Consider the following 23922-nt stretch of genomic DNA (forward strand, 5'->3'; position numbering starts at 1 on the left):
GGCCCCGCTCCTCACCCGCCATGGACGGACCCCCGCTTCGGCTCCATCGGGAACGCGTCCGCGTACTGCACGAGGTGCAGGAAGCGGGCGTCCCGGGCGACTTGGAGCAATTGGTCGGTGGTGACCGGCGCCGAGACCACGGCGGAGTCGTCGCCGTCGGCCGAGAGGACGACGGTGCTGTCCTTGAACCTGAAGCGGACACTGACGCCGACGATGTCCTTCCCGCCCTTCGAAGTCCCTACCGCGGTGACGGTGCGGGCCACGATGCCGTCCGGCAGTGCCGCCTCCTCGCACCGGTACTTCTTCTTCTGGCCGTAGTGGCACGGCTCCTGTGCCGGGCTGACGGACACGTCGCCGGTGGGCTGTACGGAGAAGACGACGGGGAAGACCTGCCCCCCAGACCCGCCCTGGTACCGGCTGACGGCCAGGTCGACCGGGCGTACCGTGCCGAACGCCGCAGGAAGCAGCTCGTCCAGCACGGCCGCCGCCTTCTGCTGGAACTCCTCCTGCCGCCCGCGCTCGGTCGCGGGCAGGTCGGCCATGGACGACTCGCCCGGAGTGGGTTGGATGTGGACGGGCGTACGTGACGGCCCGGGGAACGAGGGGGGCCGCGTCGGGAAGTCGGTCGTGGGCCTGGTGGGCCCGGGGGACGGGGTCCCGTGCCCCATGCTCGGTGCGGCAGGTGCCCCGACCCGCGCGGCGCCCTCGCCCGTACCCCAGGACGGCAGCATCGCGCCGAGCACTCCCAGCGCCACCACTCCCACCATCCCGCCGCCGATCGCCGCCCGCGCCCTGGTGCGGCGCCTGCGGCCCCCGGCCAGGGCGGCCGGTACCAGGTCCGGCAGCGGTGGCGCACCCTCGGCCGCCTCCGCCATGGCCTCCCTGATCAGCCGGGCCTCGCTCTCCTGCGGCGCACCTTCCGGAAACATGTCCATGACGTTCTCCTCAGCTGCGGGTGGTGTAGAGGTGCGGGTCGCCCAGCCGCGTACGAAGCGTGGCGAGCGAGCGTGAGCACTGGCTCTTGACGGTGGACTCACTGCAGCGCAGCAGCTCGGCGACCGTCTGCACGCCCAGGTCCTCCCAGTAGCGCAGGACGACCATCGCCCGGGCGCGGGGCGGCAGTTCGGCGAGCGCGGCCAGCAGCGTCACCGTCAGTTCGGGGCCCACCGCGGAGGGCGGGGCGTCGACGTGGCTGTGGGCCAGGAAGTCCCGGAGCCGGCGCCGGCGCTCGGCGAGATACGTCCGGGTGAGGACGGTGCGCGCATAGGCTGCGGGTTGGTCGGCTTTGCTCGCCCGGTGCCAGTACTGGAAGAGCTTGGCCAGCGTCGTCTGGGTCAGATCGCGGGCGCTCTCCGCATCACCGCACAGCAGATATGCGGTCCGGTACAGACGCCGTTGGTTCGCCCGGGCGAACTCTTCGAATCCGGTGGAGTCCCGACTGCCGTCTGCGGTCATCTGTCCCCCTCTCCGGGGTCTCGGTGGTCTCTCACCTCTGTACTGAGTGATGCCGTGGCCAAAAGGTTGAAGCCGAGTTCCGGAACGTTCCGGCGTCGGCGCACGACCGGCGCGAGACGGCGCCGACCGGGCAGCGGTGTTCGGTGTACGGGACCTGGCGGCGCCGCGTACCGCGGGCGACGGGAGCTGCACGGCGACGGTGCTCGGCGCACGGCTGGTCTTCCGCCGCAGCTCAGCCTGTGTGCGCCGGTTGCTGTACTGCGCGGCAGATCAGGGCCGGCCTGCGGGGACTGGGCACGCTCTCTCCCCGAAGAGCAGGCCGTGGTGAGGTTTCCCGGATGTGGCCGCAACCTCGGGGGGTGTCGCGGTGCTGCTGCCCGGCAGCCCGCTGGACCCGGCTCCGGCGCCACCCGCTCGCGCCCCGGGCATCCGTGAACCAGTACCGGCCACACCTGCGCGCACGGCCGGCCCGTCCGGTGCGGACTCCCGTGTGATCAGCCCGCCATGGATCACGTCCCGATCGCGGCCGGTACGGCATACTCGCCCGCCCGTCGGCACCTTTGGCGCCGTACCCCGGAACAGCTCCCACGGACCGCCCTCAACCTGCTGCTCCACGCTCCATGTGACGAGGGCGACGAACCTGAATATCGCTCTTCGTCTTCCGGAGCATGGCCACCCGCCGCGACAGGCGTGGCCATGTGTTCCTCGGCGCAGCCACCTTCGCGACCGTGATCACCCGGCTTCGCCCGTGATCGCAGAGACAGCCCCTGGGCCCGTCCGGCGGAGGGGCCCGTCACGGTACCGGCGGGCCGCCCAGGTAGTGGCCCTCGGCGTCGTACGGCCAGGGGTTGGAGACACACCCCTTCAGTCCGTAGATCTGCTGCATCATCGCGGGGGCGGGGCGGCCCTTGCCCGGGCAGGTCTCGTGGCCGTGGCCCAGCCAGTGTCCGACCTCGTGGTCGATGATGAGCGCCCGGTAGTCGGCGAGCGGGCCGTGGAATTCGGGTGATCCCTGCTGCCAGCGCTTGAGGTTGACCATGACGTCGGCGCCGACCCGGCAGTTGACCTCGCCGTAGGTGTCCAGGCCGCTCCGCCCGCAGATGGCGTCGGTGGTCCCGGGGGTGGCGATACGGATGACCAGTCCCGCCGGACCGTCGGTCACCTGGCGGAAGGTGCGCTCGCCGTGGTGCGACCAGCCCCGTGGCGCAGCCAGGATGCGGGCGATCTCCGCGGCGGCACGGTCGGGGTCGACGCCCGAACCGTCCTCCACCTCGACCCGGTAGGCGTTGCCCTTGCCCTTGCCGGTGTCCGAGGCGCCGGCGCGGGCGACGGTGAATGTGCCGCTGCCCGACGAGGTCCCGGACGCGGACGGCGCGGCCGTCTTCCCCTCGGCGTCGGTGCTCCACCGGGGCCCCACCACAGCGGCGGCACAGATCAGCGCCGCCGGGACGACAGCAGCCACGAACAGCCGTTTCCGGCCGCGTTCCGGCCCGAGCCGCCGACGTGCCCTCTCTGCGGACATCTGGGCTCCCCCCTGGTTCCCGGTGGCTCTGTGTTCTGTGTTTCCTTCTGTACTGACTGCCGGTGGACCCAATTGGTTCAGTCCGTCCGGGGCCGACTCGCGACCGGCGCGAAGCACCGCAGACCGGGCTGCTTGAATGGATGGGTGACCCGAGCCTCTCTGGACAAGCAGCCGCACGAAGTCGCCACGATGTTCGACGACGTGGCGGCGAACTACGACCTCACCAACGATGTGCTGTCGCTCGGCCAGGCCCGGCTGTGGCGCAAGGAGGTCGCGAAGGCGGTGCACGCCCGACCCGCTGAGAAGGTCCTCGACCTGGCCGCGGGCACGGCGACGTCCTCGCTGCCCTTCGCCGCGACGGGCGCGTACGTCGTGCCCTGCGACTTCTCCCTCGGCATGCTGCAGGAGGGCAAGAAGCGCAACCCCTGGCTCCCCTTCACCGCGGGCGACGCCACCAGGCTGCCGTTTCGCGACGAGACCTTCGACGCGGTGACGATCTCCTTCGGGCTGCGCAACGTCCAGGACACGGATGCGGCGCTGCGCGAGTTGTACCGGGTGACGAAGCCGGGCGGCCGGGTGGTGATCTGCGAGTTCTCGCAGCCGACCTGGACGCCGTTCCGCACGGTGTACACCGAGTACCTGATGCGGGCGCTGCCGCCGGTCGCGCGCGCGGTGTCGTCCAACCCCGACGCGTACGTCTATCTCGCCGAGTCCATCCGCGCCTGGCCCGACCAGGCCGGACTTGCGGCGAAGCTTCAGCGGGCCGGCTGGTCGAAGGTCGCCTGGCGCAATCTCACCGGTGGTGTGGTGGCACTGCACCGGGGCGTACGTCCCTGAAACAACGCTCCGGTGACGCCTGTTGACGGGAACCGGACGGTGGGGAAGATGTGTCCGTTGATACGCCACACGTCTTCCCCGTCCCCGTTCCTGCCGCCGGAGCTGTCATGCCGTCGTACTGCCCCTTCTGTGGAACACCGGCCCCGGACGAGGCGCGCTTCTGCATGAAGTGCGGGCGCGAGCGGCCGACCGTGGAAGCGGCGCCGGCCGCCCCGCCGACGATGCCTGACGCGCCGCCACGGCCACCTCAGCTCCTGCCGCACCAGCCCGCGCCGCATGAGCCGCCCCAGCCTCCGCCGCCCGGCTATGCGCCGATGCCGGCCGCCCCGCCGCTGCCGGGCCCCGCCGCGCCATCGCCCTTCGGTGCGTTCCTCGGCCGGGCCTTCCGCGGCGACTGGGCGGGTTCGGCGAAGGCGGCGGCCTGGCCCACCGGGCTGATCCTCGCCCTCGCCGTGGCGCTCGCCATCCCCTCGTACGGCCAGGGTGACGACGTCGTCGTCGGCTGGAGCGACCGGCTGCGGATCGCGCTGGCGATGTTGCTCCAGGCGTTCGGCGGCGGCTTCGAGGTGCGGTCCACCGGTCCGGGCGGCGGCTTCGACGGCAACGGCTTCGACGGCAGCGGGTACGACTCCGGAGGCGGCGTTTCGCAGGGCGGTGCCACGCTCTCCGTGGTCCCGCTCACGGTCACCGTGCTGTGGGTGGGTGCGCTGTTCCTGGGCGCCCGGGCGGCCCGTAAGCAGGGCGGTGGCATGGAGGCGGCGGTACGGATCAGCCTGGTGGCCACCGCCGCCGTCCTGGTCCTCGGGCTGTTCGCCCAGCCCGATGTCGCGGGTGTCTCGGTCTCGTCCGCGCCGCTGCTCGCCGCCCTCGGGGCGCTGGTGATCTCGTTGCTGGTCACCGGCGGCGTACTGCGACGCGACGCGTCGGCCCAGTGGCCGGCCGCGCGGCCGGTCGCGCACACCGTGGTCCGGGCGGCGGGGACGGCGGTACGGGCGCTCGGCGTTGTCCTGCTGCTCTGCACCCTGATCGGCTTCATCGCGTACGCCAATGCTGACGGTGTGGACGGCGAAGCCATGCTGATCGCGCTGCCGTTGCTGCCGAACATCGGTCTGATGGTGCTCGGACTGAGCTGGGGCGCCCCGGTCGAGTACGACATGCGGGGGCAGGTGAGCTACCTCGGCTCCAACCTGGAGCACGGCGGCTTCGGGCTGTCCGAACTGGGCAAGGAACTGAACGGCTGGGCGGTGGCCGGAGCGCTGGTGACCGGTGTCGTCTGCGCGCTGACGGTGGGGATCTCGGCCGCGCGGCGCTCGGCGGACCGTCGTGAACAGGCCACCGTGGGCGGGATGTTCCTGGCGATGTTCCTGGTGCTGTGCGGGTTCAGCGGAGTGTCCACACAACTGTCGGGCGGCGTCGGGGGCGTGGGCGGCCAGGGCACGGCGGAGCTCGCACCGAGCGTGCCGGACGCGCTGCTGTTCGGGCTGTTGTGGGTGGGCGGCGCGGTACTCGTGGCACCGCATCTGCTGCGGCTGCTGGGGCGGACCGCGCCGACGCCGGTGCCTCCGCCGCCTGGTGCGGCTCCGGCGGTTCCGGCCCAGGCCCCGGCCTCGTACGACCCGGCGGCCTCGGCCCCCACCGCGGTCGTCCCGGCGCCGACGGCCACCCCGCCGACACCTCCCGCTCAGGCTCCGACTCCGGCTCAGGCTCCGACTCCGGCTCAGGCTCCCGCTCAGGCTCCGTACGACGCGGCCCCCTACGACCCGCAGACCGTCGGGCTGACCGTCGCGCCCGCGGTTCCTCCGGCCTCCCCGGCCGGTGACCGCAGGCGCACCGCGCTCGTCTGGACCGGCACCCTCGTCGCGGCGCTGCTCGTCGGCGGCGGCGCGACCGCGGGAGTCCTGGCCCTGATGGACGGCCGGGGCGGCGACGGAGCGGTCACGGACGACAAGCCCACCGCCGAATCCCGGAGCAGCCTCGCGCCTTCCGGTGAACCGACCGCGTCCCCGTCCGTGTCCGGCAGCCCGACCCCCACCGCTTCCACCACCCCGTCCGCCCCCACCGTGCCCGAGGGCTTCCGGCTCGTCTCCGACACCGCCGGCTTCTCCTTCGCCGTCCCCACGCTCTGGGACCGGCAGAGCGAGAAGAACCACCAGATCACCTACGCGGGCTCCACCGGCCGGGCCGAACTCAAGGTCGGCGTCATCCGCAACGCCCCGTACAGCTCGTACGAGAACTTCCGGACGCTGGAGCGGACCGCCGACGCCAACCAGAAGAACTACCGACGGCTGCAGTTGTCGGCCAACACGTTCCAGGGGCTGCATGGCGCGATCTGGGAGTACACGTACGAGGACCGGGACAGCGGCGAGACGATCCACGCGATCGACCAGAGCTACCTCGCGGACGACGGCACCGAGTACGCCATCTACACCACCGAGCGCGACACCGACTGGCCGCAGGCCCGGCGGATCTTCGACACCGCCCTGTCCACCTGGATGCTCAACGACATCGACTGATCCGGCTCGTCACGCGTTCAGCGCCAGCCGGAAGCACTGCACCACCTGTCCCGCCCGCTCGGTCGTGAAGCTCTCCGCCCGCTCCATCCCCAGCCGCCGGGCCACGGCGATCGACCGCTCGTTGCGCGCGTCGACCGTCGCCACCACCCGCTCCACCCCGGCCGCGCGCAGCCGCTCCAGAGCGAGGCGCGCGGCGGCGGTGGCGTAACCCCGGCCCCAGGCCGAGCGGGCCAGCCGCCAGCCGATCTCGACCTCGCCCACCGGGCCGTACTCGGTCCGCGGCCAGGGCTGGGCGCCGGTGAAACCGGCCACCTCGCCGTCCTCGCCGAGCACCGTCCACAGGCAGTAGCCCAGCTCGGCGTCGAGTCGGCGCTGGCGGGCGGTCCACTCCTCGTACATCGAAATCTCCTCCGACGTACCGCCGAAGAACTCCATCACCTCGGGGTCGTCGAACGCGCGGTGCCAGGACAGCGCGTCCTCGTCGGTGGGGACGCGCAACTGTACGGACGGGGCGGCGGAAGGCAGGGTCGACATCGGGAGCCCTTCGGAAGGTTGATCAGCAGGCCCCCATAGACTGCACGGGACAGGTGCCGCGCGGCACGCGATTTCGAGCCTTCGGGAGATCCGACCGTGACCGAGCAGCCCCTCTCCGAGCACAGCGCGGATGTGATCGTCGTCGGGGCAGGCCCGGCCGGCTCCACGACCGCGTACTACCTCGCCAAGGCCGGACTGGACGTCCTGCTTCTGGAGAAGACGGCCTTCCCCCGCGAGAAGGTCTGCGGTGACGGCCTCACCCCGCGCGCCACCAAGCAGCTCGTCTCCATGGGTATCGACATCTCCGAAGAGGCCGGCTGGCTGCGCAACAAGGGTCTGCGCATCATCGGCGGCGGCGTCCGCCTCCAGCTGGACTGGCCGGATCTCGCCTCGTACCCGGACTACGGACTGGTCCGCAAGCGTGACGACTTCGACGAGCAACTGGCCCGCCAGGCGCAGAAGGCGGGCGCGCGGCTGTACGAGCGCTGCAATGTCGGCGCCCCGATCGTCGACGACCGCACCGGCCGCATCACCGGCGTCAACGCGAAGCTCGGCGAGGAGAAGACCCCGGTCACCTTCCACGCCCCGCTCGTCGTCGCGGCCGACGGCAACTCCACCCGGCTGTCGCTCGCCATGGGCCTGCACCGCCGCGAGGACCGCCCGATGGGCGTGGCCGTGCGTACGTACTTCACCTCGCCCCGCCACGACGACGACTACCTGGAGTCCTGGCTGGAGCTGTGGGACCGCCGAGGCCCCCAGGACCGGCTCCTGCCCGGCTACGGCTGGATCTTCGGCATGGGCGACGGCACGTCCAACGTCGGCCTCGGCATCCTCAACTCCTCCTCCGCGTTCAAGGAGCTGGACTGGCGCGAGGTCCTCAAGGCCTGGTGCGCGTCCATGCCGGAGGACTGGGGCTACACCCCGGAGAACATGACGACGCCGATCCGCGGCGCCGCGCTCCCGATGGCCTTCAACCGCCAGCCGCACTACACCAAGGGCCTGCTGCTCGTCGGTGACGCGGGCGGCATGGTCAACCCGTTCAACGGCGAAGGCATCGCGTACGCCATGGAGTCGGGCCAGATCGCCGCGGACGTCATCGTCCAGGCCCACGCCCGCGCGACCCCGGCCCAGCGCGAACTGGCGCTGAACAACTACCCGAAGGTGCTCAAGGAGACCTACGGCGGCTACTACACGATGGGCCGCGCCTTCGTGAAGCTGATCGGCAACCCGAAGGTCATGAAGATCGCCACCCAGCGCGGTCTGACGCACCCGCTGCTGATGAAGTTCACGCTGAAGATGCTCGCCAACCTGACCGACCCGACGGGCGGCGACGCGATGGACCGGATCATCAACGGGCTGTCCAAGGTGGCCCCGAAGGCCTGATCCGGTGACCGGCCGACAGGGCGCGACCGGCGAGATCTCCCTCGGCGCCTGCGCCTGATCGGCCGGGGTGCGCGACGACCGGCCGCCTCGTGGACCGGTTCCGTCCCGTCCCGGGTGCCACCCACCGAGGGGCACCCGGCGGCGAACGAACCGCGCCCTGCCCGTGCCTGCCGCAGGGGCGGCATCACGACGGATCGTCAGGGACGGCGGACAAGAGGCTGTGCAGGATCGGACCGGCTGAACCACCACCCGTGACGCCCTGCTCGACGACGCACGCCACGGCCACATTGCCGCGCCGGGCGACGAGCCAGCCGTTGTTGGGTTCGTCCTCGGAGACCTCCGCGGTGCCGGTCTTCGCGCCGATGTCACCGGGCAGACCGGCGAGCGCGTGCGCCGTCCCGTCGGTGACGGTGGCCCGCATCATCGTGCGCAGTTGGGTCACCACGGACGACGGGAGCGGCTTCGTCGAGGTGGTGTCCTTGCCGCCGGGGACGATGGTCGGCTGGTGGAACCGGCCGGACGCCGCGGTCGCCGTGACGGACGCCATGATCAGCGGGTTCGCCTGGATCCGGCCCTGCCCGATCATCGAAGCGGCCTTCTCCGTCTCGTCCTTGGGCACCGGCACCGAGCCGTCGTACGACGGGATGCCCACGTGCCACTCCTGCCCGACCCCGAAGTAGTCCCGGGCGACATCGCCGAGTTCGGTGTCTCCGAGCTTGCCGCGAAGGCTGATGAAGGCGGTGTTGCAGGACTGCATGAAGTCCTGCCGGAAGGTGGCGCCCGGGAACTCGGATGTCTCGACGTTGTGGAACTCCTTGCCGACGGTGAGGTACTTGGGGCAGTCCACGACGTCGTCGGGCGCGACGGCATTCTTGAGCAGCAGCGCGCTGCTCGTCACGATCTTCCAGGTGGAGCCGGGCGCGTACGTACCGGAGACCGCCCGATTGAAGCCGGTTGCGGGGGAGTTGGCCATCGCGAGGATCTCGCCGTTGTCGACCCGCAGGGCGACGAGCGAGGCGTTCTTGCCGCCGGCCTTGTCGGCCAGGGCCTTGTCCGCCGCTGCCTGCCAGGTGGCGTCGAGTGTCGTGGCCAACGGTTTGTCGGACGGCTGCCCGTCCTTCTTCCCGAAGGTGGTCTCCGTGCCCTCGACTTCGCCGGTGGCCCGGTCGACGAGCCGGATCGCGCCGCGCGGCCCGGAGCCTCCCCCGGCGAACTGGGTCAGCACCGGGTGCAACGACGGATGGGCATCGCCCGTCAGGGACGTTCCGTTCCGGTCGGTGACCTCCGGCAGAGCAGTGTCCTCCCGCTCCAGGCGGAACTTGGCGGTGTCGCTGAGATGCGGATGGACGAGCGACAGGGACCAGTCGACCTTCCAGGCCCCGTTCTTCTGTTCCCGCACGGGGAGCTGGGACCGGTAGGTCCAGGTGCCCAGCCCGGTGACGGGCATCTTCGCCGTGAAGGCGACCCGGACCGTGCCGTCGTCCTCCTTCGTGGCCCGTGCGGGGGTGAGCTCCGGCTTGCTGATGTCGAGACCCGCGGTGAAGTTGCGCAGCACCTCCTGAGCCCTCGCGGGACTCGTGGTGCGGGAGCCCGCGCTGTCGAGCCGGCCGCCCGCCCAGTCCGCGAGGAACGCCCGGGCCTGAGCGGTCGCCGCGGCATCGGGGGTGTCGTCGCGCTCGAAGGGGCCGAGTCGGGCGGCATACGCGCCGCCCGCGGCGACGGCCGTCACGACGGTCAAGGCGATGCCCGCCCGGAGGCCGGTGCGACGGCCCCGGTGGCGGTGGGTGGTGGTGTGCCCGGAGTCCGCGTCGGGAGCTGGGAAAGGGTGCGTCATACCGTGAGGAGAGCAATCGGCCCAGCACTCTGTCCAAGTCGGATATCGATGGTCTATCGATCAAATTTGCATATGATTGCTGCTCGTGGACCTGATTCGGCACCTGGAGTGCTTTGTGGCTGTTGCAGAAGAGTCACACTTCGGGCGTGCCGCGGCCCGCCTCGGAATGGCCCAGCCGCCCCTGTCTCAGCGCATCCAGCGGCTGGAGCGGGAGCTGGAGGTGCGGCTCTTCGACCGGACCAGCCGCCAGGTGGCCCTCACCAAGGCGGGCCGGCTGCTGCTTCCCGAGGCGCGCGAGCTGCTCGCCCGGTCCGAGTCGCTGCGGGCGGCCGCGCGCCGGATCAGGGACGGCGAGAGCGGACTGCTGCGGGCCGGGCTGCCGCCCGACATCGCCGGCGACACGGTCGCCGCGCTCCTCACGGGGTTCCAGGACCGGCGGTCCGGCGTGGAGCTGGAGCTGCACGAGCTGTCCACCACGGATCAGCTCGCCCGCTTCGCCGCACACGAACTCGACGTCGGACTCATCCACCACCCCTGCGACGTGACCGGCCTCGAACTCGGCCCGGTCCTCCGGCGCGAGCTCGGCGTACTGCTGCCGCGCCACGCCGAGGCGGCCGGACTCACCGAAGTGCCGCTCTCCGCGCTCGCCGGGTCCGACCTGATCCTCTTCCCGCGGGCCGGCGCCCCCGTGCTCTACGACGACCTGCTCACCACCTGCGCCCGCGGCGGCTACACACCGCCCGCGGTCCGGCACGGCCAGGGCGTCAGCTTTGTGCGCGGCCTCGTGCTCTCCGTCGGCGCCGTCGCCTTCGGCCCGCGCGACGCACAGGCCGCCGACCCCGACGCCGACCTGGTGTGGCGCCCGCTCGCGGGCGCCCCGCTGGCCTGGCGGCACTCCGTCGCCTGGCCGCGCGGGCACGGCGACACCGCCGTACGAGCCTTCGCCGACGCGGCCACGCACGCGCTGCGTACCACCGCCGACGCCCGTCCCGACACCCCCACCCGCCCGATGCGCCTGCGTCCGGCATCGGAGTACTGGCTGTGACCCGAACCGTGAACGTGCCCGACGCCCCCGACCGCATCCGCGCGGCCTTCGCCGATGCCGGAGTCACCGGGCGAATGCACGCACTCGACATCGATTCCGGCGCCCAACTCGGCGTCGACGCCGACCAGTTGGTCTGCACGGCGAGTGTCCACAAACTCTGCCTGCTGGTCGCGCTGCACGAGAGGGCCGCGGCCGGCGACCTCGATCTCACGGAGCAGGTCGAATGCTCGCCGGACGGCCGCGCCCCGGGGCCCACCGGGCTCGCCGCGATGCTGGACGCCACCCGGCTGTCGCTGCGCGACCTCGCGTACCTGATGATGGCCGTCAGCGACAACGCCGCGGCGGATCTGCTCCTGGCCCGGGTCGGCCTCGACGCGGTCAACCGCACGACGGCCCGCCTCGGCCTCGATGCGACGCGGGCCGTGCACACCTTCGGCGCCATGCTCGCCTCGGTCAAGGAGGACGCGGGACCCGCCGGTGCCCAGGCACTGGCCGACCCGCACGTCGTCGCGCGGCTGCGCGCCCTCGACCCGGCCCGTTCCAACCGCAGCACCCCGCGGGACATGACCCGGCTGCTGCGCGCCGTCTGGCGCGACGAGGCGTGCCTGCCCGAACACGGCGCCGCCATCCGGCGGGTGATGGGTCTCCAGGTGTGGCCGCACCGCATGGCCTCCGGCTTTCCGTTCGACGACGTGCTCGTCGCGGGGAAGACCGGGTCGCTGCCGACCCTGCGCAATGAGGTGGGCGTCGTCGAGTACCCCGACGGCGGCCGTTACGCCGTCGCCGTCTTCACCCGCACCGCCCGCACCGCGGCCACGCTCCCCGCGGCCGACGCCGTCATCGGTACGGCCGCCCACATCGCCGTGGACGCGCTGCGCAACCGGTAGCGCCGAGCGGGGGCGGGTACGGGCGTCCGCCGAAAGTCTGCGGGTGCGCGACCAAGGGATGAACCGGGCGTGCGCAACGGCTGCTCAAGACTTCTCGGGTGCGGCACCCGGCGGCCCGGGCACCGCGGTCACCCGGCCGACACCCGGCGTTCCTCGTCGGCCTCGGTGCGCTTTCCGCCGGTGGCGACCACGCGGCCCCTGGGCCTGCGCGGCAGCAGTCGGCGGGTGAGACCGGATGAGTAGCGGGGCTGGAGCAGCAGGAACAGACCCACCGCACAGACGAACGCGACCCCGAAGAGCATCCAGGACTTGGCGCCCCGCGCCGAGTAGGCCACGATCCCGAACGAGAACAGCGCCGACCAGAAGTACATCAGCAGCACGGCCCGGCGGTGCGAGTGGCCGAGCTGGAGCAGGCGGTGGTGGAGGTGGCCCTTGTCGGCGGCGAAGGGGGACATTCCGTTCCACGTACGCCTGACGACGGCGAGCACCAGGTCCGCGACCGGCAGTGCGATGACGGACAGCGGCAGCAGCAGCGGAATGTAGACCGGCACCATCGCGGCCGATCCGGACGTGCCGTCCATCGACTGGTTGAGAAGGCTCGGGTCGACCTCACCCGTCACGGAGACCGCGCATCCGGCGATCAGCAGACCGAGCAGCATCGAGCCCGAGTCACCCATGAAGATCCGGGCCGGGTGGGAGTTGTGGATCAGGAACCCGAGGCACATGCCCGCCAGGATCGCGGAGAGCAGCGTGGTGGAGGCGGCGGCCTCGATCCCGTAGCCGTACCAGAGCCGGTAGGCGTACAGGAAGAACGCCGACGCCGCGATGCCCACCGTGCCGGCGGCCAGCCCGTCGAGTCCGTCGACGAAGTTGACCGCGTTGATGGAGACGACGATCAGACCCACGGTCAGGAGCGTGCCCTGCCAGTCGGCGAGGTAGATCCCGTCGGTGCCCGGCACCGGCAGCCAGAGGATGGTGAGTCCCTGGAAGACCATCACTCCGGCGGCGAGCACCTGACCGCCGAGCTTGACCAGCGCGTCGACCCCCCATTTGTCGTCGAGTACGCCGAGCAGGCAGATCAGTGTCGCGCCGGACAGCAGCGCCCGTGGCGTCGAGCTCTGGGTGAAGATCTCTTCCAGGTGCGGCAGGTGGGAAGCGACCAGCAGTCCGGCGAGCAGCCCACCGAACATGGCCATGCCGCCCAGGCGCGGAGTGGGCTCGCGGTGGACGTCGCGTGCCCGGACCTCGGGGACCACCCCGATGGAGATCGCGAACTTTCTTACCGGGCCGGTCAGGATATGGGTCACCGCCGCCGTGACGAACAGCATCAGCAAGTAGTCCCGCACGGGCGGCCTCACATTCCGGCCCAGCGGGCCGATACCTGAGCCCGATCGATGCCCTCGCTGCGCCCCGGCGAGCCTAACTCATACGGATTTCCGTGCGACGGGGAGCGGGGCGGGACGGTGGTGGGCGCGGGCGTCGAGCGATACGTCCATTCGATGTGCCGGCCGCCGCGCAGCATGAGCGTGAACCCGCAGGGCTCGCCGCGATGGAGCGTCGCCAGGGCCTGCACCCAGCCGCCCTGGTCGGCCCAGTGGAGGGCGCGGATCAGTTCGCGCGGTGTGAGGCCGAAGAGATGGTTCGCCCGGAGCTGGATCCGGATGGCGCGGACGGCCTCCTGAGGCGCGGCCAGGATGCGCAGGTCGATGGGCTCGGGGACGAAGCCGGTGGCGGGGCCGTAGCGGAGGGCCTCGAACCGGTAGCCGCGTTCGACGGCCGGTCGTAAGGGGGTGAGGGGGGTACGCATCGTCGACTGTCCGATCGCAGCGGGCGCGCCAAGTGCGCGGGAGCGGGGGGGAGGTGTGGCATCGCGCCTGTGCGGGGGCGGGTGACTCCCGCCGTGTGGCGACGTAGAGCGACGTTATCGTTACCGAGGATGGCGGTGCAACAGTGTGACGTCCCTATGTTGCGCCGGGTAGGTAAAACGCCCTCCGGTGTTCGAACCAGAGGGCGCTTGTGGGTCGGGCTCAGATCAGGTGGTCGAACTCCCCGGCCTTCACGCCGAGCACGAAAGCGCGCAGCTTGGCGACGGTGGTGGTGACGACGACGTCGGGGTCGTCGCTCTCGCGCATCTTGATCGAACCGTCGACCGGGGCCAGCTCGATGCAGCTCTGATTGTTGTCTGCTCCGGAGAAAGAGGACTTCTGCCAGTTGATTGCGTCGGTCATGCGGATGGGCTCACATTTCCTGTGCGATGCGTTGAATGAATTGTGCGGACTCCTTCGTGTCGAGAGAGATGGACTCGATGGAGTCAAGGAGGGTTCGATATCGCGCCAACTGGGCCTCGGCGTCCAGGAATCCTGCGTCGAAGGCGCTGTCCAGCTGGACGGTGTCGAGTGCCGGGACGCTGGCCCCGGCGTACAGCGTCGAGTGCACTGAACCGGTGATCTGCTTGTCGAACGGGATGATGCGGATCGTCACGGACGGCCAGGTGGAAACCTCGTGCAGGAAGGCGAGTTGAGCCCGCATGGTCTCCGGTTCGCAGTACCGCATGCGCAACGCGGCCTCGTGGATGAATGCCTCGAACGGGGTCGGCCTGGGGCGGTCGAAAATGTCGCGTCGTCTGGTGCGGTGTTCGACGCGGGCACTCAGTTCGTCGGCGGGAAGGTCGGAGATCCCGCTCCGGATGATGGCTCGCGCATACGACTCCGTCTGAAACACGCCAGGGATGTTGAGCATCTGGATGGCGCGAATGTAGGACGCCTTGTGCTCAAGCTCCGCCAGGTCCAGGAACCCGGGCGAGAGTACTCCGCGGTAGTCGTCCCACCATCCCTTTGTGCGTTCCTCGGCCATCTCGGCCAGGGCGTCGACCAGATGCTTGTCGGTCGCCGAGTAGTGGGCCGCGAGCCGGCGAACCCGTTCGCTGCTCACTCCGTACCGGCCGGACTCGATGTGGCTGATCTGGGCTCGCTCGCCGCCCAGGTACGCGGCTGCCTCGCTCCCGGACATCCCCGCCCGCTCGCGCAGCTTGCGAAGTTCCGCACCCAACCGCCTCTGCCTGGCGGTCGGATAGCTCCTCGGTGGCATGGGCTCTCCTCTTCGTGCGGGTACGAGTGTGCCGCTCAACCATGCCGCTGGTCCACTCGTATGGGTGCTACGGCCGTCACACTGTTGCGCCGTCCCATTGTTGTGCCCTAGCGTCCAGTGGTGTCGAGCCCAAGGGTGGGCCGACCCGAAGTGCAGCTGCCCGTAAGCGAGTTGAAAGCTCACGGGACTCGGCCAATGCCACGGACCGCGCCCACCGCACGACGCCCCCGGAGACCGCATCACGCAGGGAGATCGCGCCATGCCCCCCCGTAACCGCTCCTCCAGCACCCGCCCCCTACCTCCCCCAGCGCGGCGAGCGATACCGGCTCGTCGCGCCGAACACCCCCACCGCCCCCAAGATCGTGCGGGACTTCGTGGCGACGGTGCTGTGGGCCACCGGGCACCCGCGCCTCGTCGACGACGCCCGGCTCTGTGTGAGCGAGGTCGTCTCCAACGCGTACTGCCACACGGACTCACCGCAGGTCCGGGTGGAGGTCACCGTCAACCAGCGGCAGGTGACGGTGTACGTGACGGACGACGAACCCGGCCGCCTCCCCGCACCGCCGTCTCCGCGCACTCCCTCGCCGGAGGCCGGTGCGGACGAGAACGGCCGGGGGCTTCTGCTTGTGGACGCTCTCGCGGCCCGATGGGGGGCCACCCCGTACGGGGACCCTGTTCCGGTGGGATTCGCCCGGATGCCGGGCCTGACCGGTCTCGACCTGCGACCCCTGCGCAAGGTGATCACGGCAGTGATCCGCTGGTCATCACGGCCTGCCCCGTCACCGTGACAGCAGGGTGTGGATCTGGCGGGGCTTGACCTCGCGCTCGTCGAAGCCGATGGCCGCGCCGCGTTCCCGGGCCGCAGCGGCGAACGCCGCCTGGAACGCCTGCTGGGACTCGAACGCTCCGGTGGTGACGACGGCGTCACCCTCGGGGGTGACCCAGGGCTCGGCGCGCAGGAATCCCGGCTGTGAGGACAGCACCTCGCGGACCTGATGGCAGCGGTCGACGAACTCCTCGACATGCTCGGGGCTCGGGTAGTGAAAAGCGACGAAGCCGAACGACATGACGATCCCCTCTTTGGGATATACGCTTACGTATAACGAGAGGTTAGACCTGTTGTACGGTCCCGTACGACAGGCAGAGGAGTGAGGCGGGTCACACCATGGGTTCGTTGCGCACACCGCGCGAAAACTGGGTCGAGGAGGGCCTGCGGGTGCTGGCGTCGGGAGGCGTGGACGCCGTGCGCGTCGAGGCCCTGGCCAAGTCCCTCGGCGTGACCAAGGGCGGGTTCTACGGCTACTTCGCCGACCGCGACGCACTGCTGAAGGAAATGCTGGACACCTGGGAACGGGAGGCCACCGACGACGTCCTCGACCGGATCGAGCGCGAAGGCGGAGACCTCATGGACAAGGCATACCTGGCCGGGCAGCTCACCTTCTCCGACCGCCTGCACCCCATCGACCTGGCCATCCGCGACTGGGCACGCCGCGACCAGGCCGTCGCCGAGCGCCTGCGCCGCGTGGACAACGCCCGCATGGGCCTGCTGCGCGAGGCGTTCGGCACCGTCTGCGCCGACCCGGACGAGATCGAGGCCCGCAGCGTACTGGCGTTCTGCGCGGCCATCGGCAGCCACTTCCTTGCCGCCGACCACCCCGGCCGCACCCGCGCCCAGGTTCTCGCTCGCGCCGGCGACCTGATCCTCAACCGCCCGCCCAGCAACCCCGCCCAGTGATCACTCCCTGATCCCCGCAACGGCTCCTCAGGTGCCCGCCCCCTGCCTCCCTCGATGCGGCGAGTGGTACCGGCTCGTCGCGCCGCCGCCCCCGCGTACCCCTCGCCGGAGGCCGGTGCGGGCGAGAGCGGCAGGGGGCTTCTGCTCGTGGACGCTCTCGCGCCCGGTGGAGGGCGATCGACGGCTACCTCCTCCAGCGGTCGCTCGACCCGTCCGTCGAGCCAGGCCCTCTCATCGACGGATTGGTCTGCCTGGTCCGGCAGCAACTCGCAGCCGACGGATCATGAGGGTGCAGAAGTGAGAGAACCGTCAGGTGAGGGGACCACCGCGTGCGGGGCGCGGTCACGCACGCGAAGAGACCTCACCCGCTGCCCTGCCGGGAGAGAACCCGGTCACCTTCATGGCGTACGGCCAACTGAACAGGCACGGTGCGAACGCCTTGTGCGGCAACGGCCTTCGGGGTGTTCTTCTCCCGTACGACGAGCAGCCCTGCCAGCACCAGCAGCACCCAGAGCACCGGACCGAGCGGGTTTCCGGGGGAAATGAACCCCTGCGCGGCAAGTCCGAGAAGGCCGCCGGCAGAAAGCACCGCCGCGAGAACGACCTTGCCGAGGCTCATGTCCGATGCCGCACCGGAACGGCGACGGAATTCGAACCGGCCGAAAATTCTGGTGAAGCACATCAGGAAGGTTCCCGCAATGCCGACCCACAGCGGTGCAACCGCGAACCACATCGGGCTGCCGGGCGTCGGGGTCGCGAAGCCGAGTCCGACAATTGCGATTCCCGCCGTCATCACGAGCGCGGGCATGTGCCAGAGATACAGCGTCATGAAGCGGGTTCCGCACCACTGAAGTACGGCGGTGGCCATGGGGCGTTCGGCGAATCGCGCTATTGCAGGCTTGAGCGTCAGCCACAGCCCGAGCTGGCCGATCGTCAGCGACAGCATCACCGCGGTCGGCGGGCTCATGTTGGAGACCGGCGCCCCGGGCATTCCGATCATGGATGCCGGGTAGGGCCCGAAGAACACGGCGGCCGCGGTGATTCCGAAGCCGACGGCGGCCAGACCGGCCGATGTCCAGCCGCTCCGCATGCGCAGGCCGCCGTCGGCGTAGTGGAAGCCGAACTGGTGGGCCGCCGGCCAGACGAACAGGGCATTCAGGAAACCGATCGCGGGGCTGACCTCGAAACGCAGTACGTCGACGACCAGGGCGCAGACGGCGAGTACGCCGATCACACGCCACCCGTACCGTCGGTACCACCTGAACATCACCGGCGTGAGCGCCACCACGAGCACGTAGACGGCGAGGAACCAGAGCAGCTGGCCGGCAATCTTGCCCGCCATCAGCACCGGTTGCTCGGGCACCCCCGCGCCGATCAACACGTGGGGCAGCACCAGCCACACGGCTGCCAGGGGTACGACCGGCACCAGGAGTCGCGCGATTCTGCTCCGGAGCCAGGCACGCGCCGATTTCGCCGACCGGAAGGAGAAGAAATTGGCGGCCCCACCGGCGAAGAACACCATGGGCATGACCTGCGTCAGCCATGTGACGATCCACCAGCCGGGACTCGCGAGAGCATTTCCGGTGCTCAAATGCCCATTCTCATAGGCCAGTACGGGCATGAGCCAATGCTGGGATATAACGGCCAGCACGCACAGCGCTCTGATGACGTCTATGAATGGATCGCGACCGCGACTGCTGCTGAGAATGCTGCTGCGACCGGGCGAATGCGCGTGAGTTTGCTGCATGTAAACAGCGTGGCGTCAGTGGGCGATATTCACAGTGAAGTGGCCCCCCGAATCGGTCGGGGGGCCAGCACTTCGTGCCATGGTGGGGTTTTCCCCACCGGCCCTATTGATGTGCCGCTTTCGTTTCTGATCAATAGCGGGTGTCTGAGCCCGATGGTGCCGCTCAGTGGTCAGGCGGGAAAGTCTCCGCTGGTGGCGTTGATGGCCACTACGCCGCTTTCGTTGGTCACGTAGACCAAGCCGCCCGCGACGACAGGAGTGTTCGGCGCCCCTTCGCCGCGCACCCTGGCTCCGGTTCGGGCGGACCAGCGCCGGGAACCGGAGGCCGCGTCGACGGCGTGGACGGTTCCGCGGGGGTCGTTCAGATCAGCGACATAGACCATCCCGCCTGCCACGGCCGGTGTCGATGGGAGGAAGGGGCCGTTGACGTCGAAGCTCCACCTCTCGGTGCCCGTCTTTGGGACCAGTGCGTGGAGGGCGTTGTCGCCGCCCCCGACGTAGACCGTGCCCGAAGCGACGACTGGCGGTGAGGGCCGGAACCAGGCGTCGGTACCCGCCGCACGCTTGAGGGGCACGACCCATCGCCCGGTACCGTCAGCCGTGTTCAAGGCGTAGAGGCTGTCGTCGCTGCCGGTGGCGAAGACGATGCCGTCGGACACCGCAGGGGTCTTGGTGAAATAGGTGTCGCGGAAGGCCCACGTCTTCTCGCCGAGCACTGCGTCCAGGGCGTACAGCCCCGGCTCCTTGCCGCCGAGACCGATGTAGAGCGTCCCATCGGCCACAGCAGGGGAACAGAAGACCTTGTCTCCCGTGGCGAAACTCCACTTCTTGGTGCCGGTGTCCGCGTGGACGGCATAGACGTGCTTGTCGATACTGCCGAAGTAGATCGTCCCGTCGACCACGGCGGGCTTGCCCGTGATGACGTCCCCTGCGGTGAACACCCACTTCTCGCTACCGCTCCGGGCGTGCAGTTTCCCCTTGGAGTCGGCGAAGTACAGCATGCCGTCGGCCGTCGCGAGCTGATACACCTCATCCTTGGTGTCCAGCTGTGCCCGCTCCGCTCCGGTGAGCGCGTCCAGCCCATAGATCGTTTCACCATCGGTGAAGCGGAGCGTCCCGCCCGACACAACCGGGGCGGACGGGTCGGAAATCTTCGCCTCGTAACGCCATCCGCGCGGCCCGGAGCTCGCCTGTCCGCCGCCACCGTCCCCGGAGCCGCGCCCAGTGGGTGGTTTGTCCGTATTGTTGTCGCGGGTTAGTACTGCGGCCGTCACGCCGGTCGCCGCCACCGCGGTCGCGCCAAGGCCCAGCCACAACACACGTCGGCGAGTGAGGAGTTGGGGCTTGCTGTCCGTACCGGCCGTCCCGGGCCGGTCATCAACGGCGGGGTACAGGGGCCTGGGCGGGGACATTGCCGTCCGGGTCGTCGCGCCGTGGACGGGGTCGGGCGCGGGACCGAACCCGGCGGGGGGCCTTGCGGGCAGGTCGGGCACCGTACGGACGTCCGCGGGCGTCGCGTGCAGAGTGCGCAGCGCGTCGTGGACCTCGACGGCGGAGACCGGGCGGTCCTCGGGCGACTTCGCCAGGAGCCGCAGCACCAGGGCGTCGAGCGCGGCCGGCACGTCCGTCCGGAGCTTGCCGGGCGGCACGGGCGCCTTGCTGAGGTGGGCGGTCATCAGCGACACCGGCCCCGTGGCCTCGAACGGCGGCGCGCCGGTGAGGAGTTCGTGCAGCACACAGCCGAACGCGTACAGGTCCGAGCGGCCGTCCCCGCTCTGCTCCTCGAAGCGCTCGGGTGCCATGTAGGCGAGAGTGCCCATGACTTTGCTGGACTTGGCGCTGGCTGACATGTAGCGGGCGATCCCGAAGTCCAGGACCTTCACCTCGCCGCCCGCGGTGAGCATCAGATTGGCGGGCTTGAGGTCCCGGTGCACGACGCCCGCGGCGTGGGCGGCGGCCAGAGCCGCCGCGCCCTGAGCGGCCCACTCGACCGCGACCGGCACCGGGGGCAGGCCGTCCTGGCGCAGCACCGCTGCCAGGTCCCGGCCCTCCACGTACTCCATGACCAGGAAAAGCGTCCCGTCAGCCGGATCCTGGCCCATGTCGTGGACGATGACGACGCCGCGGTGGTTGAGACCGCCCGCGATGCGCGCCTCTCGGAAGAACAACTCCGCGCCGCCGGGGTCGTCCTGGCCATGGGGCAGCAACTTGACCGCAACGCGGCGGCCGATTACCCGGTCCCGCCCCGCCCAGACTTCCCCCATACCGCCCCGGCCGACGAACGCCGTCAGCTCATACCGCCCCGCAAGAACGCGCACAGACTCCCCCGTCCCTTCGGGACACACCGTCCCACTCACGCACGCGGCTCATTGAACCCCAGAACCCCGGACAGTTCGGAGTCGGGGCCTGATGTGCTGGAGGACGAGGAACGTCCATGCGGGCGCGGGATCGACCCGGTGCGCCACGTCCGGGACCTTTGTTCGGGCACCCCTCGGAAGTCGTATCAGCCGGCGAACCGCCGCCCGGAGCACGGCCCCGCCACGACCAGCACCAGAGCTGCGACCGCACCGCCGAGCAGCATGACCGCCGACAAGGACAGGTGGTCCAGGACGGCTCCGCCTGCCAGGGCGCCGAGGGCGAAGGTCGCCTGGAAGGACGCGGTGAACAGGACCGACGCCGCTTCGGGCGCGTCGGGCGCAGCCTTGGCGAACCAGGTCTGCGAGCAGACCGGCACCGCGCCGTAGGCGACACCCCAGACAATCAGCAGCGCGACGGCCCCGGCCTCCCACCTGCCCAGGACCGGGAGCAGCGCGGTCGCGGTGGCGATGAGTCCCGCGGCGAGGGAGACCGCGACGCGCGGGCGGCGTGTCACGAGTGCGCCGCCTACGAAGTTGCCGACGATCCCGGCGGCGCCGTAGACCAGCAGGAACACCGTGATCAGCGCCGGGTCGGCGCGGGTGATCTGTTCCAGAAAGGGGGTTATGTAGGTATACGTGGCGAAGTGGGACAGGACGATGAGGAAGGTGAGGAGCAGTGCGAACCGGGTGCCGGTCCGGCCGAGCACGGTACGGAGCACGCTCGCGCGGGTGACCTGCGTCGGGGGCAGGGCCGGAATCACCAGGAGCATCAGGGCCAGTACGCCCATGGTCAGTACCCCCATGGCGACGAATGCCGTCCGCCAGCCGGCCAGGCCGCCGATGAACGTACCGGCGGGGACGCCGAGCACGGAGCCCAGCGGGACGGCCGAGAAGACCACCGCTGTCGCTCGGCCGACCGACGCCGGGCGGACCAGCCGGCCCGCCAGTCCGGCCCCGATGGACCAGAAGCCGCCGATGGTGATCCCGACCATCACCCGGGAGACCAGGACGAGTCGGTAGTCCGTCGCGGCGGCGACGAGGAAGTCGGCCAGGGCCAGCAGGAGCATGAAGGCGCAGAGCATCACCCGCCGGTCGACGCGGGCCGTCACCACGGTGACCAAAGGGGCCGAGACCGCTGCGAGGAGCCCGGGCATGGTCATCATCAGGCCCGCGGTGCCGTCCGAGACGGCGAAGTCCGACCCGATCGACGTCAGCAGACCGATGGGCAGGATCTCGGTGGTGACGATGGAGAAGATGCCCAGCATCACGGAGACGACGGCGAGCCGGCCGCGTAAAGGGGTGCGGGCGGGGAGGGCGGTGCGTTCGGAGGGGGTGGTGGCCGCGGTGGGGGGCATGGCGGATGCCGTCCTGTGCTCGGTGACGCGAGGGCTGTTCGCCCCAGTTCACAAGCCGCGGTGGACGGTGTCTGGCAGGTTCGCGACGTCAACGCTGCCGGCCTGGGGTGATGTCGCTTTTTCGCCGGAGGCCGGACACTTTTCGCCGGAAGGCCGGGAACAGTGAAGGGCCGTCGCTCCCGAGCGGGGGAGTGACGGCCCATCACCAGGCGCCGAGAAGGCGCTTGTGAATCCGTGAACCCAGAGGTTGCGCCGAATCAGAGAACGCGGACCGCGCCCGACGGCGGGTCGTAGGAGAGCGGACGCTGCACCACACCGGTGCTGGAGTTCTGCGCACCGACGAACTCGCCGCCGCCCACGTAGACCCCGACGTGGTACGCGCTGCCCGCGCCGCCCCAGTACAGGATGTCGCCCGGCTGGAGGTTGCTCAGGGAGACCTGGGTGCCCGCGGTGGACTGGGCCTGCGAGACACGCGGCAGGTCGACGCCGACCGAACGGAACGCGGCCTGGACGAGGCCGGAGCAGTCCCACGAGTTGGGGCCGGTGCCGCCGGACACATACGCGTCGCCGACCTGGGCCTTCACGAAGGAGATGACGGACGCGGCGGAGCCGGTGGCGCTCGACGAGGAGGAAGAGGAGGCCGAGGCCACGGCGCTGCCGGCGGAGGAGCCGGAGGTCGCGCTGAGCGTCGTACGGGCGGCGGTGCGGGAGGCGCGCTCGGCGGCCTCCGCCTTGGCCTTGGCGGCCGCCTCCGCCTTCTTCTTGGCCTCCGCCTTGCGTACTGCCTCGGCCTTGGCCTTCTTGGCGGTCTTGGCCGCGGTGGCGGCTGCGGCATCCTCCTGGGCCTGCGTCTGCAGGTCCTGGGCGACCTGCTGCGTGGCCTGAGCGGACGCGGCGACGGCGGTGGAGAGCCCGGCGGTGATGGTGGGCATCTCGATGGTCTGGGTCACCGGCTCGGCCTGGGCCGGACCGGCAGCGCCTGCGACCGCGATGGTGCTGAGGACGCCACCGGCAACTCCGGCCCGCAGCGCCGTCTTCGGCGCGTTTCGGCGGGGCTTCCGGTGGCTGGGTATGTGAGCGGTGTGGGACATGAGTACTAGCGCTATCAGGGCCCCGGGGCTCCCATCAAGAAACGTGTGTTGCGACACAGTTACGTTCGGAATCTGTGAATCCGCTTTCTGGCGGCCCTTATTGACGCCGTAACGGGCAAAACGGGCATGCTTGATCAACGCTGTGATCACGGACTTTCGGTAATACGCCCGAATTGCCCGCCGCTTACCATCCGCTTACACCGATGGCCAAGCCCGCTTTTGTCGAAGCCTCGATGGAGTGACGCAGGTCACAGCATCATTGACGGGTGACGGGGCGTGCGAGTGATCCGCGGTCGGCGTCGCGGCGGATCGCCGGCCGGCCGGTCTTCGCCCGGAAGATCGTGAATGCGGGCACGCGTCCACTTCGTCCGACGTGAGCCCCTCGCACGGGTGAGCCCGGAGTGGGGTGGATCCTCATATCACGCATCTTTGTCCATTGCTAATTTGCGCGTAGAGGCGTCTGATTGTTAAAGGAAGAACGCCTTGACCAGCGACAACAGCATCAGATGTCACGTCTCGTGACCGCACAGCCGCTTTGCG

General features: G+C 70.3%; 21 protein-coding genes and 1 pseudogene. 8 read left to right on the forward strand and 14 right to left on the reverse strand.

The window, feature by feature from the left end; all coding sequences use genetic code 11:
• Nucleotides 1-11 precede the first annotated feature (11 nt).
• The 3 genes from IEZ15_RS06195 to IEZ15_RS06205 form a co-directional block, all read right to left on the reverse strand.
• Nucleotides 12-935: a hypothetical protein gene (locus IEZ15_RS06195; protein WP_189274887.1), complete on the reverse strand. Its 924-nt coding sequence runs from the start codon at nucleotides 933-935 to the stop codon at nucleotides 12-14.
• A 10-nt stretch (nucleotides 936-945) separates the two neighbouring features.
• A complete protein-coding gene (locus IEZ15_RS06200; protein ID WP_114246014.1) occupies nucleotides 946-1455 on the reverse strand; it encodes a SigE family RNA polymerase sigma factor in 510 nt (169 codons plus the stop codon).
• A 793-nt stretch (nucleotides 1456-2248) separates the two neighbouring features.
• On the reverse strand, nucleotides 2249-2977 hold the full coding sequence (locus IEZ15_RS06205; RefSeq protein WP_229845762.1) for a DUF3152 domain-containing protein: 729 nt from the start codon (nucleotides 2975-2977) through the stop codon (nucleotides 2249-2251).
• A 144-nt stretch (nucleotides 2978-3121) separates the two neighbouring features.
• Here IEZ15_RS06205 and IEZ15_RS06210 point away from each other — a divergent pair, with 144 nt between their 5' ends.
• The 3 genes and pseudogenes from IEZ15_RS06210 to IEZ15_RS06215 all read left to right on the forward strand — a co-directional run bounded on the left by IEZ15_RS06210 (nucleotide 3122) and on the right by IEZ15_RS06215 (nucleotide 6327).
• A complete protein-coding gene (locus IEZ15_RS06210) occupies nucleotides 3122-3814 on the forward strand; it encodes a demethylmenaquinone methyltransferase (RefSeq protein WP_114246015.1) in 693 nt (230 codons plus the stop codon).
• Between the two features lie 107 nt (nucleotides 3815-3921).
• A pseudogene (locus IEZ15_RS46355) lies at nucleotides 3922-3990 on the forward strand (zinc-ribbon domain-containing protein); the annotation flags it as partial.
• A 138-nt stretch (nucleotides 3991-4128) separates the two neighbouring features.
• Nucleotides 4129-6327, forward strand: a complete 2199-nt coding sequence (locus IEZ15_RS06215) for a serine/threonine kinase C-terminal domain-containing protein (protein WP_189274889.1) — start codon at nucleotides 4129-4131, stop codon at nucleotides 6325-6327.
• Nucleotides 6328-6336: 9 nt separating this feature from the next.
• Here IEZ15_RS06215 and IEZ15_RS06220 read toward each other — a convergent pair whose 3' ends face one another.
• Nucleotides 6337-6861: a GNAT family N-acetyltransferase gene (locus tag IEZ15_RS06220; RefSeq protein WP_114246017.1), complete on the reverse strand. Its 525-nt coding sequence runs from the start codon at nucleotides 6859-6861 to the stop codon at nucleotides 6337-6339.
• 96 nt (nucleotides 6862-6957) lie between these two features.
• Here IEZ15_RS06220 and IEZ15_RS06225 point away from each other — a divergent pair, with 96 nt between their 5' ends.
• Nucleotides 6958-8244 (forward strand): geranylgeranyl reductase family protein, encoded by a 1287-nt coding sequence (locus tag IEZ15_RS06225; protein WP_114246018.1) that lies wholly within the window; start codon nucleotides 6958-6960, stop codon nucleotides 8242-8244.
• Nucleotides 8245-8428: 184 nt separating this feature from the next.
• On the opposite strand, the gene IEZ15_RS06230 is transcribed toward IEZ15_RS06225, so the two are convergent.
• The gene (locus IEZ15_RS06230; RefSeq protein WP_189274891.1) at nucleotides 8429-10078 is read right to left on the reverse strand and encodes a penicillin-binding transpeptidase domain-containing protein; all 1650 of its coding nucleotides are present in this window, start codon (nucleotides 10076-10078) and stop codon (nucleotides 8429-8431) included.
• A gap of 85 nt (nucleotides 10079-10163) precedes the next feature.
• On the opposite strand from IEZ15_RS06230, the gene IEZ15_RS06235 reads away from it, so the two are divergent.
• Nucleotides 10164-11123, forward strand: coding sequence for a LysR family transcriptional regulator (locus IEZ15_RS06235; protein ID WP_189274893.1), 960 nt, complete (start codon nucleotides 10164-10166; stop codon nucleotides 11121-11123).
• Nucleotides 11124-11197: 74 nt separating this feature from the next.
• Complete coding sequence (locus tag IEZ15_RS06240) at nucleotides 11198-12010, forward strand: serine hydrolase (RefSeq protein ID WP_189275358.1); 813 nt, start codon at nucleotides 11198-11200, stop codon at nucleotides 12008-12010.
• A gap of 128 nt (nucleotides 12011-12138) precedes the next feature.
• On the opposite strand, the gene IEZ15_RS06245 is transcribed toward IEZ15_RS06240, so the two are convergent.
• From IEZ15_RS06245 to IEZ15_RS06260, 4 genes are all read right to left on the reverse strand, one after another.
• Entirely contained in the window at nucleotides 12139-13356 is a 1218-nt protein-coding gene (locus IEZ15_RS06245; RefSeq protein WP_189274895.1) for an MraY family glycosyltransferase, read from the reverse strand.
• An 8-nt stretch (nucleotides 13357-13364) separates the two neighbouring features.
• Nucleotides 13365-13817, reverse strand: a complete 453-nt coding sequence (locus tag IEZ15_RS06250; protein WP_189274898.1) for a hypothetical protein — start codon at nucleotides 13815-13817, stop codon at nucleotides 13365-13367.
• A 220-nt stretch (nucleotides 13818-14037) separates the two neighbouring features.
• Complete coding sequence (locus IEZ15_RS06255; RefSeq protein ID WP_114246022.1) at nucleotides 14038-14238, reverse strand: DUF397 domain-containing protein; 201 nt, start codon at nucleotides 14236-14238, stop codon at nucleotides 14038-14040.
• A gap of 10 nt (nucleotides 14239-14248) precedes the next feature.
• Nucleotides 14249-15097 carry a helix-turn-helix domain-containing protein gene (locus IEZ15_RS06260; RefSeq protein ID WP_189274900.1) on the reverse strand — a complete coding sequence of 283 codons (849 nt, stop codon included), beginning with the start codon at nucleotides 15095-15097 and terminating at the stop codon, nucleotides 14249-14251.
• A gap of 251 nt (nucleotides 15098-15348) precedes the next feature.
• Here IEZ15_RS06260 and IEZ15_RS44480 point away from each other — a divergent pair, with 251 nt between their 5' ends.
• Nucleotides 15349-15885 (forward strand): ATP-binding protein, encoded by a 537-nt coding sequence (locus IEZ15_RS44480; RefSeq protein WP_268250359.1) that lies wholly within the window; start codon nucleotides 15349-15351, stop codon nucleotides 15883-15885.
• Here the strand turns inward: IEZ15_RS44480 and IEZ15_RS06270 are convergent.
• On the reverse strand, nucleotides 15877-16164 hold the full coding sequence (locus IEZ15_RS06270; protein ID WP_189274904.1) for an antibiotic biosynthesis monooxygenase: 288 nt from the start codon (nucleotides 16162-16164) through the stop codon (nucleotides 15877-15879). The genes IEZ15_RS44480 and IEZ15_RS06270 overlap by 9 nt on opposite strands.
• Before the next feature lie 98 nt (nucleotides 16165-16262).
• On the opposite strand from IEZ15_RS06270, the gene IEZ15_RS06275 reads away from it, so the two are divergent.
• Nucleotides 16263-16832: a TetR/AcrR family transcriptional regulator gene (locus IEZ15_RS06275; RefSeq protein WP_114246026.1), complete on the forward strand. Its 570-nt coding sequence runs from the start codon at nucleotides 16263-16265 to the stop codon at nucleotides 16830-16832.
• Between the two features lie 361 nt (nucleotides 16833-17193).
• Here IEZ15_RS06275 and IEZ15_RS06280 read toward each other — a convergent pair whose 3' ends face one another.
• The 4 genes from IEZ15_RS06280 to IEZ15_RS06295 form a co-directional block, all read right to left on the reverse strand.
• On the reverse strand, nucleotides 17194-18579 hold the full coding sequence (locus IEZ15_RS06280) for an acyltransferase family protein (RefSeq protein ID WP_189274906.1): 1386 nt from the start codon (nucleotides 18577-18579) through the stop codon (nucleotides 17194-17196).
• Nucleotides 18580-18749: 170 nt separating this feature from the next.
• On the reverse strand, nucleotides 18750-20897 hold the full coding sequence (locus IEZ15_RS06285) for a serine/threonine-protein kinase (protein ID WP_229845764.1): 2148 nt from the start codon (nucleotides 20895-20897) through the stop codon (nucleotides 18750-18752).
• Nucleotides 20898-21082: 185 nt separating this feature from the next.
• Complete coding sequence (locus tag IEZ15_RS06290; protein ID WP_189274909.1) at nucleotides 21083-22291, reverse strand: MFS transporter; 1209 nt, start codon at nucleotides 22289-22291, stop codon at nucleotides 21083-21085.
• 257 nt (nucleotides 22292-22548) lie between these two features.
• On the reverse strand, nucleotides 22549-23382 hold the full coding sequence (locus IEZ15_RS06295; RefSeq protein WP_189274911.1) for a C40 family peptidase: 834 nt from the start codon (nucleotides 23380-23382) through the stop codon (nucleotides 22549-22551).
• Nucleotides 23383-23922 lie beyond the last annotated feature (540 nt).

Origin of the sequence: Streptomyces atratus, assembly GCF_014648655.1 — a bacterium.
In the GTDB taxonomy this organism is placed as follows: Bacteria; Actinomycetota; Actinomycetes; order Streptomycetales; family Streptomycetaceae; genus Streptomyces; species Streptomyces atratus.

Bases quoted from the DNA above. Each gene is read 5' to 3' on its own strand.
- IEZ15_RS06195 (WP_189274887.1), bottom strand. From the start codon at position 935: ATGGACATGTTTCCGGAAGGTGCGCCGCAGGAGAGCGAGGCCCGGCTG.
- IEZ15_RS06200 (WP_114246014.1), bottom strand. From the start codon at position 1,455: ATGACCGCAGACGGCAGTCGGGACTCCACCGGATTCGAAGAGTTCGCC.
- IEZ15_RS06205 (WP_229845762.1), bottom strand. From the start codon at position 2,977: ATGTCCGCAGAGAGGGCACGTCGGCGGCTCGGGCCGGAACGCGGCCGG.
- IEZ15_RS06215 (WP_189274889.1), top strand. From the start codon at position 4,129: ATGCCGGCCGCCCCGCCGCTGCCGGGCCCCGCCGCGCCATCGCCCTTC.
- IEZ15_RS06220 (WP_114246017.1), bottom strand. From the start codon at position 6,861: ATGTCGACCCTGCCTTCCGCCGCCCCGTCCGTACAGTTGCGCGTCCCC.
- IEZ15_RS06230 (WP_189274891.1), bottom strand. From the start codon at position 10,078: ATGACGCACCCTTTCCCAGCTCCCGACGCGGACTCCGGGCACACCACC.
- IEZ15_RS06240 (WP_189275358.1), top strand. From the start codon at position 11,198: ATGCACGCACTCGACATCGATTCCGGCGCCCAACTCGGCGTCGACGCC.
- IEZ15_RS06250 (WP_189274898.1), bottom strand. From the start codon at position 13,817: ATGCGTACCCCCCTCACCCCCTTACGACCGGCCGTCGAACGCGGCTAC.
- IEZ15_RS06255 (WP_114246022.1), bottom strand. From the start codon at position 14,238: ATGACCGACGCAATCAACTGGCAGAAGTCCTCTTTCTCCGGAGCAGAC.
- IEZ15_RS06260 (WP_189274900.1), bottom strand. From the start codon at position 15,097: ATGCCACCGAGGAGCTATCCGACCGCCAGGCAGAGGCGGTTGGGTGCG.
- IEZ15_RS06270 (WP_189274904.1), bottom strand. From the start codon at position 16,164: ATGTCGTTCGGCTTCGTCGCTTTTCACTACCCGAGCCCCGAGCATGTC.
- IEZ15_RS06275 (WP_114246026.1), top strand. From the start codon at position 16,263: ATGGGTTCGTTGCGCACACCGCGCGAAAACTGGGTCGAGGAGGGCCTG.
- IEZ15_RS06280 (WP_189274906.1), bottom strand. From the start codon at position 18,579: ATGCAGCAAACTCACGCGCATTCGCCCGGTCGCAGCAGCATTCTCAGC.
- IEZ15_RS06290 (WP_189274909.1), bottom strand. From the start codon at position 22,291: ATGCCCCCCACCGCGGCCACCACCCCCTCCGAACGCACCGCCCTCCCC.
- IEZ15_RS06295 (WP_189274911.1), bottom strand. From the start codon at position 23,382: ATGTCCCACACCGCTCACATACCCAGCCACCGGAAGCCCCGCCGAAAC.